The organism is bacterium (assembly GCA_030690305.1).
GTDB lineage: Bacteria > Patescibacteriota > Minisyncoccia > Phycocordibacterales > JAGLPS01 > JBBUCK01.
In genome coordinates, this window is record JAUYHB010000024.1 from 53,617 (window position 1) to 65,772 (window position 12,156).

The 12,156-nt window shown below is 46.5% G+C and carries 7 protein-coding genes; 2 read left to right on the plus strand and 5 right to left on the minus strand.

Going from position 1 to position 12,156, the window contains the following annotated elements:
* Positions 1-6: 6 nt before the first annotated feature.
* Positions 7-807 (plus strand): thioredoxin domain-containing protein, encoded by an 801-nt coding sequence (locus Q8O71_03355; GenBank protein MDP2705400.1) that lies wholly within the window; start codon positions 7-9, stop codon positions 805-807.
* On the opposite strand, the gene Q8O71_03360 is transcribed toward Q8O71_03355, so the two are convergent.
* The gene (locus tag Q8O71_03360) at positions 804-4,148 is read right to left on the minus strand and encodes an ATP-dependent DNA helicase (GenBank protein ID MDP2705401.1); all 3,345 of its coding nucleotides are present in this window, start codon (positions 4,146-4,148) and stop codon (positions 804-806) included. The two genes, Q8O71_03355 and Q8O71_03360, sit on opposite strands and share 4 nt — an antisense overlap.
* Before the next feature lie 83 nt (positions 4,149-4,231).
* Here Q8O71_03360 and Q8O71_03365 point away from each other — a divergent pair, with 83 nt between their 5' ends.
* Positions 4,232-4,660, plus strand: a complete 429-nt coding sequence (locus tag Q8O71_03365; GenBank protein ID MDP2705402.1) for a hypothetical protein — start codon at positions 4,232-4,234, stop codon at positions 4,658-4,660.
* Between the two features lie 175 nt (positions 4,661-4,835).
* Here Q8O71_03365 and Q8O71_03370 read toward each other — a convergent pair whose 3' ends face one another.
* The 4 genes from Q8O71_03370 to Q8O71_03385 all read right to left on the minus strand — a co-directional run.
* Positions 4,836-5,909 carry a sigma-70 family RNA polymerase sigma factor gene (locus Q8O71_03370; protein ID MDP2705403.1) on the minus strand — a complete coding sequence of 358 codons (1,074 nt, stop codon included), beginning with the start codon at positions 5,907-5,909 and terminating at the stop codon, positions 4,836-4,838.
* A 181-nt stretch (positions 5,910-6,090) separates the two neighbouring features.
* Positions 6,091-7,791, minus strand: a complete 1,701-nt coding sequence (gene dnaG / locus Q8O71_03375; protein ID MDP2705404.1) for a DNA primase — start codon at positions 7,789-7,791, stop codon at positions 6,091-6,093.
* A 59-nt stretch (positions 7,792-7,850) separates the two neighbouring features.
* Positions 7,851-11,531: a DNA-directed RNA polymerase subunit beta' gene (gene rpoC, locus Q8O71_03380; GenBank protein ID MDP2705405.1), complete on the minus strand. Its 3,681-nt coding sequence runs from the start codon at positions 11,529-11,531 to the stop codon at positions 7,851-7,853.
* A gap of 12 nt (positions 11,532-11,543) precedes the next feature.
* A partial coding sequence (locus Q8O71_03385; protein MDP2705406.1) for a DNA-directed RNA polymerase subunit beta occupies positions 11,544-12,156 on the minus strand: 613 nt, incomplete at its 5' end.

The following is a 12,156-nucleotide window of genomic DNA, read 5'->3' on the forward strand; positions in this document are numbered from 1 at the left end:
ATTACCATGGATACTACGCAGAACAAATGGACAGTCCCCTTTGCTATTGTCGTTGCCGGAGCCCTTATCGCGGGAGCGATTTATTTTTCAAATAAAAGTACTTCCCAAACACAACAGCAGCCACAAACGGGCACTCCACAGAAAGTGACAATTACTCTTGAGCCCGTAAGCGCAACCGAGCATATTTTAGGCAATCCTGCTGCCGCAATTACCGTGGTTGAATTCTCCGACACCGAATGCCCGTTCTGCAAGCAATTTCACACAACAATGCACCAAGTAGTCGATGAATATGGGAAGGACGGTTCCCTTGCCTGGGTATATCGACATTTCCCCATTCCCGAGCTTCACCCGAAGGCCGCCAAAGAATCGGAAGCGCTTGAGTGCGCGGCTGAACTGGGCGGAAATGAGAAGTTTTGGGCATATACCGATAGAATTTATGAGATCACCCCTTCAAACAACCAGCTTGATGCCGCGCAACTTCCCATTATCGCAAAAGAGGTAGGTCTTGATGTAACCGCGTTCAATAATTGCCTTTCAAGCGGGAAATACGCCGCAACGGTTGAAGCCGACAAACAGGAAGCGGTGAAAGCGGGAGGCCGTGGCACCCCGTTCTCCGTTATCATATTAAAGAAAAAACTAACCGACGATGCCGAGGGGGTCATAGGCCAACTTGCGGCGCAACTGCGGGCGCAGACGGGAACGGACGCAATATTGATTTCTCAGGACAAAACAAAAGTTGCCATAAGTGGAGCATTTCCTTACAGCTTCCTCAAGGGTATTTTTGATCTCATTCTCGGACGTCCCTAGATATTCCCTTTCAAAATATCATCCTCAAACGCGATAATTCCGGAAAGATTTTTTTCGTATTTTTCAACAGATGGAAACTCCAGGGCCAGAATTTTTTTGTATACGGCAACAATAAGGGCGACCATCCGCGACGTTTCTTTTTCCGAAAGAGACAAAGAAAGGCTTGCGAGCTTTCCCCCTTTTGGTTCAATAAATTGGAGTATTCCTTCGGTGACTTCAAAGTCACTGAAATCTTTTGAGTGTTCCAGGAGAATCTTGTAAAAAATAAGCTGCTCGGCATACTGGTGCAGTTTGACTTTATCGTACACTCCGGAAGCTTTCCACGAAAAACAAGGAGCGCCTGTTTTCCAGTCATAGACCTTCATGCGTCCGTGAGCAAGTTTTTCCAACTTGTCGATTTTTCCGGAAAGCGGCACGCCCGAAATGACAACGTTTTGGCGCGAAAAATTGACTTCGACAAGCTGCTCGGCACTCCAGTTTTTTTTCTGCGACTCGTAAAATGCCGTAAGGCTTTTGATTCCTCTCTTGAGTTCACGCGCGTAATCCGCTTGGCTAAGACGCTCTTCCTGAAGAGACGTTTCAAAAAAACCAAGAGCCCTTGTGCGCGTGGGGAGCGTCCCCGTTTTTTTCAGCGCCCGGTGGGACAATTCAAGCGCTTTGTGCACTGCCGACCCGAATGACGCACTTGCCGATTTTGCCCGGGGAAAACGAAGAAGGTTTTGCTCAAGGAACAGCTGAGGGCCACCGTGAATAACATTTAGGTAATTGTTGAGATGGGTCACGCTCATCTTATAATCGTCCAGGAGAGGCAGAAGTAGGGCCTTTTCATCGGATACAAAAGGGGGAGCATAGAATGGAAGCGTAATGGGTACAACGTCTTTCTCCCCTCTTCCCGCTTCCGGATTAACAGAAAATTGCGCGGAAAGAATGTCGGATATTTTTTTGTTTAAATGTGTTTTGTCGGAAACAAGAAAAGAAAGCTTTGACATCGCCCTTCCGTTTTCTCCGACAGCGTGGCAAGAAAGGTAGAGTGTGTGTTTTGCCCGGGTAATCGCCACAAAAAAGAGCCTCATGTGGTCGTCTTTTGTGTCGTTGCCCGGCGCAATGGGAAGGTTGGCGGGAAAAGAAATTTTGCTTATTGTTCCACGCCCGGTCCACACTTCGTTTTGGCAGTGGAGAACAAACACTACCGGAAATTCCAATCCTTTCGCTTTGTGCGCGGTAAGTAAGGACACTGCGGGACGTCCGGTCAAAAACGCCCCCTCGTCGGCAAGGATAATTTCATTTTTCTCATGAGTGTCAACAAAGTCGATAAGATCGTCAATGCGCAACATTCTCCCCTGTTTATATTCTCGGAGCGCTTGAACAAAAACCCGCAGCGCCGAGAGAAAGACAAGGTATTCCGCGCGCGCGGTATTAAATTTTGTCTTCCCGAAATAATATTCTTTGAAGGGACTGACAAATACCCTCTTTGAAGGAAGGGCGGCTGTCTCATTTTCGGAAAGCATCTCCAAAGACACGTGCGTACCAATAATGTCGTCGAGAATGTATTCAAGCGGCTCGTTGAGGGAACGGATTGAGAGGGAGACGAGAAAAGAAGCAAGTATCTTTATACGCCGATTTTTTGATTTTTCCATTATTGCGAGCCATGGTTTTCTCGTACGTGAAGCTTCCAAAGAAATTTCCCAAATCGCCCTTCTTTCAATACCCCAAAACGGGTAGCTGAGAATTTCCGGCAGTAAGTTGTCCGCCTCTTCCCTGTCTTTCCTTCCGAGGGTGACAAGAAACCGGGCGATGCCGATAATTTCCACGATATGTTTATCGCGCAATACATTTTGCTGACGCTCGTAATTTACGGCAATTTTTTTGCGGTACAAGTACGGCACGATTTTTTCAAGAAACTGGTGCTTCCTGCCGATAACAGCTATGGACGAGGGGGCCGTACCGTTTTTTATCAATCGTTCGATTTCATCGGCAACAAACGCATATTCATCGTCACTACGGATAAAATTCCGAAACACCACATCCCCCTTTTTTTCTTTGCCTACGGAAATAAGAGTCTTTTTGATTTCAGGAAAGCGGTGTTCAAGTCTGTTTTCCCCCTTTTTTGCGACATGGAGCGCTAGGTCAACAACATCTTTTGTTGAGCGATAATTAGACGCAAGCGTGACAATTTTTGGCTTAATATAGCGTTCTTTAAAAGTGAGGATATTCCCGACTTCCGCCCCTTGAAATTTGTATATGGCCTGGTCGTCATCACCGACAACCATAAGATTGGGACGACCTTCGTTGACAGGATGATTCGTCAGAACTTCAAGGAGACTCATCTGAGCGTCATTCGTGTCCTGGAACTCATCAACAAGAACATAGTGATACCGTTCCTGAAAATCAAGACGGACAGATGTTTTCCCTTTAAGAAGAGCAATAACCTGAAGAAGCATGTCGTCAAAATCATAAAATCCCTGCGTATGCATCTTACTTTCATACGCCTCATATATTGAAGCGAGAGAAAAAAGTTTTGGAAGAGAAAGCGAGTCTTTGAGGGCGGGATTCCCCTTCTCGTCTTTTGAAAACCATTTTTCCTTCCATGCGGTAAGCGATTTTGTGCTGCCGGTTTCTTTGGCATCGTTAATAGCCAAGGAGAGCGCCTCAAACAGGAAAAAAGAGACAGGCCGGACAGGTGTTTTCAAATCAATATTTTTTTTGATGTGGGCACAGATTTTTTCCAAAGACCGGATTTCTTTTTTATGCATGCGCTTTGAAAACGCGGGAGAAAGAATTTTTGAAAGAGAGGTAAGTTCCTTTTCGTTTCGTTTCAGTAATGAACGGAAGTCCGCCGGGGATAGCCCGGCTTTTTTGAGTTGTCCGATGGCTGTATGGACATCCTTAAGGTACACGTATCCCTGTTCGGGATGAGTTTTTCTTAACGGGTCATCGTGAGACAGTTCGGAAAAAATAGTCTCAAGAATTTCAAGTTGGGTGACGGTGTCGGCAGGACGAAAATTCGCTCCGTCATAAAAATATTCTGGGAAACGTTCTATGACATCAACGCTAAAACTATGGAACGTATAGATTCCTACCCGATATGCTTCACCTCCAATAAGACCTTGGAGTCTTTGGCGCATCGTTGACGCGGCGGAATCCGTAAAAGTAAGGCACAGAATATTCGATGGTGAGGTGTCCGTTTTATGAAGAATATTTGCTATTCTAAGGCTTAAAATCTCGGTTTTTCCGCTTCCCGGACCCGCGAGAACCAGAACCGGCCCTTCAATCGCATCAACCGCCTGTTTTTGCCTTTCATCAAGGGCTTTGTATCTTTTTTGGAATTCGGAATCCGTCATGTCAAGGCTGATTATACCATTGCATAATGGTATACTCCGAAGTGAATCCCAGAGTTATTTGAAAACGCGGAAAGGAGGCATATATGCGCGTGAAAATTGATGTTGAAGAAATGTCAAAAGCAACATGCATACCTGCCGAGACAATCAGGCGGGCACTGACCCTGAGAAGACCGACATTGGAAATAGGGGAAAAGCGGTATCCTGAATCTTTATTTGATTATATGGTTATCGCTTTTGAAAAGTCACCTTCCCCAAATTCTCTTCGGAAGATAATTTGTCAGTACTTTCTTGCAGTTAAATTTCAGCGGAAATACCCGACCCAAGCGGAGTTTAAAATGATGGAAAGATTTTTCGAAACAGTAGTTAAAGACGAAAATCCTTCCGAAGCGTTGCGTATATGGAAACGCATGCCAATGAGATTCCGAAACGGGGTACATGAGATTTTTATCGCGTATTTCTATTCCCAACGCAATAAATTTGTACGCGAGCATGCATATCGTTTTCGCAAATGAAAACTGTTCGCAATCTCTTTTTCAAAGTACGGATATTTTCTTACTAGAAAATTCCTCGAGTTCGCGCCAGTCGCGCTCACTAGTCTCTGAAAAAAAGATTGTTCACTTCAACGACCCGAGGGGAAAGGGGTCTGAAGAAAAAAGCCCTTCGCATAAAGCGAAGGGCTTTTCTTTTTTAATGATAGTTGCGCAGACGGTTAATCTTTTTATGCTGACGCATCTTTTCGTGCGCTTTTGCCTCAATCTGACGGATACGCTCTCGGGTTACCCCGAACTCTTTTCCGACTTCTTCAAGAGTGTGCGTTACCCCATCGACAAGACCATGACGCATTTCAAGAATTTTTCTTTCTTTCGGCGGAAGACTGTCGAGAATTTCTTTGACTTGGTCGGCAACGATACGACGAGAAGTGTCTTCTTCGGGTGAAAGGATTTTGTCGTCGGGAACAAAGTCCCCGAGTACCGATTTTCCGTCGTCTCCGTCATCCCCCACCGGACTTTCAAGCGACACCGTATTTTGGTCGATTTTTTCTATTTGGTAAATTTTTTCGACTTCCATATTCATTTCTGTGGCAATTTCCTCCGGTAACGGGTCACGGCCAAGGTCCTGGGAAAGACGACGCACCACCTGTTTGTATTTCGCAATTGTTTCAACCATATGCACCGGCACACGGATGGTGCGGGACTGGTCGGCCAACGCACGCGTGATTGCCTGTCTGATCCACCATGTCGCGTAAGTTGAGAACTTAAAACCTTTTGTCCAGTCAAACTTATCTACCGCTTTGAAAAGGCCCAGGTTCCCTTCTTGAATAAGGTCGAGAAGCGTGAGGTCCGGACTGCGACCAACATATTTTTTGGCGATTGAAACAACAAGACGAAGGTTTGACCGGGCAAGGAGATTTTTTGCTTCATCATCTCCGGCGAGAATTCGTTTCGCAAGTTCCTTTTCTTGTGCCCCGTTAATCAAAGGATATTGTCCGATTTCCTTAAGATACATCTGAATCGAATCGTATGATTCTCCAGAAGTCGAGTCGTCTTTATATCCGAGCTTTTTGAGAGCAACATCGTCATCGATTGGGGTATCCAAAAGATTGCCTCCTTCCAAAACGTCAATGCCCCTGGTGGTCAAACGTTCATACAGTTCATCAAGAAAGGAAACGTTGTCTTCAATAGTCGGGAACTCTTTGAGGATTTCGTCATATGTTACAAAACCCCGCTGTTTCCCTTTCCCAAGCAAAATTTCCACCTTCATTTCAAAGTTTTCCTTTTTTGTCCCCTTATGCTCGGTGACAGCCGCTTTCTTTACGGGTTTTTTTGTCGGGCGTTTCTTTTGGTGGGAGCGGGATTTTCCGGCTTGTTTTTTTGTTTTCTTTTTCTTAATCATGTAAATAAACGTGATAGATAATAAAATAAAGAACCTACGGGCGTACGGGTCATGTGATCCCCGAGAGCCGGTCGATTTTTTGATTAATATCGGCCTGTTTTTTCAAAAGATTACCGAGTAGAGTTTCATTTTTATCTTCTTCGGCAATTTTTATTTCCTGTTGTATGATATTCGCCTCTTCCCGCAAAAGCGTCCGTGCGTAGTTTTCCGCGACTTCCCGCACCTTTTTTTCGGTAACCGGCCGTTGTCCGTACAATTCGGTAACGTGAATGGTGAAAATTTCTTTCATTCCTTCGGTTCCGTGCAAAAGGGTGTCAACTGCTTCTTTCCCGAGATACTCTTCAACAATTGCGGTAATACGATCCGCAGAGACGGCAGGTTCAGGAAGGCCGCTTTGCCAATATACTATTCCCACCAATTCGTCACGTGGAGAAAGGCGCGGTTGGTACGGGGTAGATGTCGTGTTCTTTTCCGTGGTTTTGCCTGCCGCCGTTTTCCCGAGGTCCTGCCACAATGCCTCTTCTCGAATATTTGTTTTGTTGGAAATATTTTTCACAAAATGCGCTTGCTCAATGGAACTCGAAAGACCCCGCACATAGGGCAACACTTTTTCCTTGATGTTCTTGCCAAGAGAACGTGTGTTGCCTTTGTTTTCGGAAATCACTTTATCAAGATAAAAGTCAATAAGATGTTTGGAAGATTTTATGATTTCCTTCCAGTCTTCCGTGTTCTCCCCTAACACATCGGCAGGATCTTTTCCTTGGGGGCATGTGGCAACCTTTACTTCCATCCCGAGCGGAAGGGCGATATCGGCGGCGCGTAATGAAGCATTGCGTCCTGCCTCGTCCGAGTCATATGCCATAACCACGCGGTTTGAAATCTTCTTTAGCATGGTGAGATGCCCTTCGGTAAGCGCCGTTCCCGATGACGCGACGGTATGGGTAAAACCACCCTGATGGGACAATACGATATCCATTTGCCCTTCAACCAAAATCGCATAATCATGTTTCCGTATCGCCGTTTTCGCGCGGTGAAGTCCGTACAGAGCCTGCGATTTGTTGAAAAACACCGTATCCGGGCTGTTGAGGTATTTGGGAGCATCGGGGGTGTCGTGCAAGATTCTTCCCGAAAACGCTATGATACGGCCCACCGTGTCAAAAATCGGGAAAATAATTCGGTCGCGGAATGTGTCGTACGGATTGCCCTCTTCCCCCTTTTTAAGCAGCCCCACCTTTTCCATATCAACCTTATTGAATCCCTGCGAAATCATGGCTTCGTATAACGCCCGCCATTCATTGGGTGCGTATCCGATCCGCCACGTGGCAATTGTTTGAGAAAGCAATTTTCTTTTAAGAAGATAGTCCGTCGCCTCTTTGTTTTTCTTTAGATTTTCTTCAAAAAATTGCGTGGCCTTTTCGAGCAAGTCGTAGAGACGGTCGCGTTCTTCCTGTTTTTCTTTCGGCTCAAAAACAAGTTGCACGCCCGCTTTGTCGGCAAGCATTTTAAGCGCACCCTGAAAATCAACTCCTTCAACTTCTTGGATGAAAGAGAACATGTCGCCTCCTTTTCCCGAAGAAAAACAGTAGTAGAGTCCCTTCTCCGAGGACACGAAAAAAGAAGGAGTTTTTTCGTTGGTGAAAGGTGACAGACCTTTGTAGTGCTTACCTGCCTTCGTCAGTTTTACATAGGACCCTATAACATCAACGATATCGAGTTTTTCTTTTATTGTGGAAACGTTTGAAGAAGACATTAGATAGAGTTTTACTGGGGTTCAACTTCTGGCGCCCTGCGGCTTCCCCGCAGGGTTCTTTATGCTTCGCCTTCCTCTTCTGTCGTATTTTCGTACTGCCTTTGAAGCTTGTCGATTAATTCTTTTTTGGGACTTCCTTCATAACTGGTACCGGCGGGGATGAGACGCCCGATAATGACATTTTCCATGAGGCCGGAAAGGTGGTCTTCCTTACCGCGTATGGAAGCGTCTATAAGGACGCGGGTCGTGTGCTGGAATGAAGCGGCTGAAAGGAAGCTTTTCTTTGAAAGAGATACTTCGGTGATACCCATGATGACGGATTCGGTTTTCGCTTCCTCCCCGCCTCTTTCTTTGGCGGCAGCATTTTCTTTGGCAAGCGTTACATCATCTACCACGTCACCGACCGTAAGGGGCGTATCGCCCTGGTCTTTGATGCGGCGACGGGAAAACATCTGCTTCATGATAACTTCAATGTGTTTTCGCGATACCGTTTCTCCCTGCAATTCATACGGCTTCGTGATTTCTTTGATGATGTATTCTTGAGTTTTTTCCTTGCCTGCGAAACGGAACAATTCGTCGAGGTCGGCCGAACCGTCGGTAAGCATTTCTCCCTTGAGAACCTTGTCGCCCACTTTGACAAGAATCATGCGAGCCCGGCTGACGACATACTCAACCGAATCTTTCGATTTTCCTTTACTTCCTCCTTCCGGCAACATGGTAATGACCATGTCTTTGGCGGACGGCTGAATGTCGGAAATGACACCGTCAACATGACTTATGACAGCGGGGTTTTTGGGTCTCCGTTTTTCAAACACTTCTTCGACACGAGGAAGACCTGCGGTAATGTCACCGCCGACTGAAGCTGTGCCTCCGGCATGGAACGTTCTCATTGTCAGCTGCGTACCGGGTTCACCGATAGCTTGGGCCGCGACAGTTCCAACCGCTTCCCCGATGTTAATCATTTTATTATTTCCAAGGTCGGCACCATAACATTTCACGCATACACCGAGACTTGATTTACAGGTCAAAGACGAACGCACGCGAACGGCGGAAATTCCCGCGGCTTCAATTTTTTGCGCTTCTTCTTTTGTGAGGTAGTGGTTGCGTTCGAAAATCATTTTTCCCTTATCATCCTTCACGTCTTCAGCCAAGAACCGTCCTTTGATTTTTGAGACGATGGAAAGGTCGATACCCGAAGCCGTTTCTTTTTTGATGATGATTCCTTCTTTGGTACCGCAATCTTCTTCGGAAACAACAACGTCTTGGGCAACGACAAACAATTTTCTTGTAAGATATCCGGCTTTGGCGGTGTTGAGCGCGGTATCGGTCAAGCCTTTACGGGAACCGTGCGTGGTAATGAAGTACTCGATTGAAGTCAGACCTTCCTTGATTGAGGATATGATTGGAAAGTCGATGGTTTCTCCGGCGGTATTTTGGATAAGACCCTTCATGCCGGCCATCTGAGTGAGGTTTCCGAGAGAACCGCGGGCACCCGACTTCAACATGTCGTAGACGGGACCGTTTTTCTCCAATGTATCCGGAATAAGAGCCTCAACTTCGTTTTTAGCGGCATGCCATATTTCAATGTTTTTTCTGAAACGTTCTTCGCCTGAAATAAGTCCCGCGTTGTATTGCTCAAGCACCGTTTGGGTTTTCTTTTCCGCTTCTTCAATGATACGAGATTTTCCAGCGGGAACTTTGACATCTTCCAATCCCCATGTAATACCGGCAACGGTTGTGTATTTGAATCCGAATCGCTTGATTTTGTCCATTATTTTAGGCACGTTTTCAATACCGTATCGTTCAATAAGGTCATCAACAAGCGCGGACATTTTCTTTCTCTCGATTTCTTCGTTTAAGAAGGGGTAGTCGGACGGCAACACGCTGTTGAAAAGCAGACGTCCTACCGTTGTTTCAAATAATTTTCCCTGAAACGGAGTGTATTTCGGTTTATCCGTCGGAAGTACCTTGATGGGCGCGCGGAAATCCAATTCTCCGAATTCGTATGCCGTGATGGCGCTGTTGGGACTCGAGAAGAATTTGTTTTCTCCCTTTGAGCCCGGAACGATTTTTGTCATCCAGTAACAGCCCAAAACGATATCAAGCATCTTTGCACTGATAATCGGATTGCCGCTTCCCGGTTTTAGAATGTTTTTGTCCGCGGCCATAATCATCTTCGCCTCAAGCTGAGCTTCTTCCGATAATGGAACGTGAACAGCCATCTGGTCACCGTCGAAGTCCGCGTTAAACGCGGTACAGACAAGCGGGTGAATTTGAATGGCGTTTCCTTCAATAAGAACGGGTCTGAATGCCTGGATAGAAAGGCGATGCAAGGTCGGAGCGCGGTTTAAGAGTACGTATTTGCCTTTGATAACATCTTCAAGAATTGCCCAGACTTCGGGAATTCCCTCTTCTATAAGACGGCTCGCGCCGCGGATGTTAAAGGCAAGTTCCTGTTTCAAAAGTTCGGAAATAACGAATGGTTTGAAGAGTTCAAGAGCCATGTGCTTCGGCAATCCGCATTCATCCATCGCAAGGTCCGGACCGATAACGATAACGGAACGTCCCGAATAGTCGACGCGTTTTCCAAGCAAGTTCTGGCGGAACAAGCCGCGCTTCCCTTTCAGGTTATCGGCAAGAGACTTAAGCGGGCGGCGTTGGGACTGGTTAATGGCCGAAGTTAGGTTGTTCCCGTGGCGAATCGTGTTATCGATAAGCGCATCAACGGCTTCCTGTAAAATTCTTTTTTCGTTTCGCAAAATAACGTCGGGAGCGTTGATTTCCTTCAATTTCTTTAGACGATTGTTTCTGTTGATGACGCGCCGGTACAGGTCGTTAACGTCGGAGGTCGCGTATCGTCCGCCATCCAACGGAACCATCGGACGCAATGCGGGCGGAATGACGGGAATAACTGTCATGAACATCCACTCCGGACGAATTTTTGACCGGGCCATTGAACGGATAAGAGAAAGACGCTTATGAAGCCGCTCGGATTCCCCCGCTGAGGCTTCCTCCAACTGCTTTTCCAAATCCGTAATGAATTTGTTGAGGTCGATTTTTTTGAAAATATTGTAAATAGCTTCAGCGCCGATTCCCGCTTCAAACAACGTACCGTATTTTACCGAGTAGTTGTGATATTCGACTTCGTCAAGCACCGCTCCCTCTCTGATACTTTCGATTTCTTTGCGGGCGGCAAGAAGACGTTCTTTCATTTCCTCTTTCCCCTTCGCTTCGGTAATTGATTTTATTTTGGCTTTAAATTCCGAATCAAGGTCGCGGAGAATCCGTTCCTTTTCGGCAAGCGAAACGGTCGTCACCACATATCCTGCGAAATAAACCACCTTTTCGATATCCGGTGCGGGAATACCCAAAATAAGGCTTACGCGAGAGGGCATACTTTTTAGAAACCATACGTGACATACGGGACTTGCGAGTTCAATGTGGCCCATGCGTTCACGGCGCACGATTGAGCGAGTGATTTCAACTCCACACTTTTCACACACGATGCCTCGATAACGGATACCGCGGTATTTCCCGCAGTAACATTCGTAGTCGCGGTCCGGTCCGAAGATACGTTCGTCAAACAGACCATTCTTCTCACTGCGCTGAGTTCGGTAGTTGATGGTCTCAGGCTTTGTCACTTCTCCGTGCGACCATTCACGAATGCGCTCAGGCGAAGCAACCCCCAAAGAGATTGTATCGAAGTCGCTTGAGTCGTTTTGTTTTGGTTTGATATGCATGGTATGTGTGGATTAGTCTTCTTTATTTCCCTTCTTCTCATCACTCGACCTTCTTTTCTTTTCAAGCCGCACATCAAGCGACAGTCCCCGCAGATTATTGAGCAAAACATTAAATGATGCGGGTATATTCAGATTTGTTATACGTTCCCCCTTAACGATGGCGTCAAATGCGGCGGAACGTCCGACAATATCGTCGGACTTGACGGTAAGCATTTCACGCAATGTGTATGCCGCTCCGTGACCCAAAAGCGCCCAGACTTCCATTTCTCCGAAACGCTGACCTCCGTGTTGTGCTTTTCCTCCAAGTGGCTGCTGCGTGACCAGTGAGTACGGACCGACGGAGCGAGCGTGAATTTTATCTTCGACAAGGTGGAGAAGCTTGAGCATGTACACCTCTCCGACCGTTGTCAGATGCTTAAATGTTTCGCCTGTTCGTCCATCGAAGAGCTGTACTTTTCCGCTCTCGGGTAGACCTGCAAATTTGAGGAAGTCGACAATACGATCTGTTGGAATACCGTTGAGTGCTGGTGTAGCAATCTTGATGCCAAGTGCCTTACACGCCCAACCAAGGTGCGTTTCGAGAACCTGTCCGATGTTCATACGAGACGACACACCGAGTGGGTTC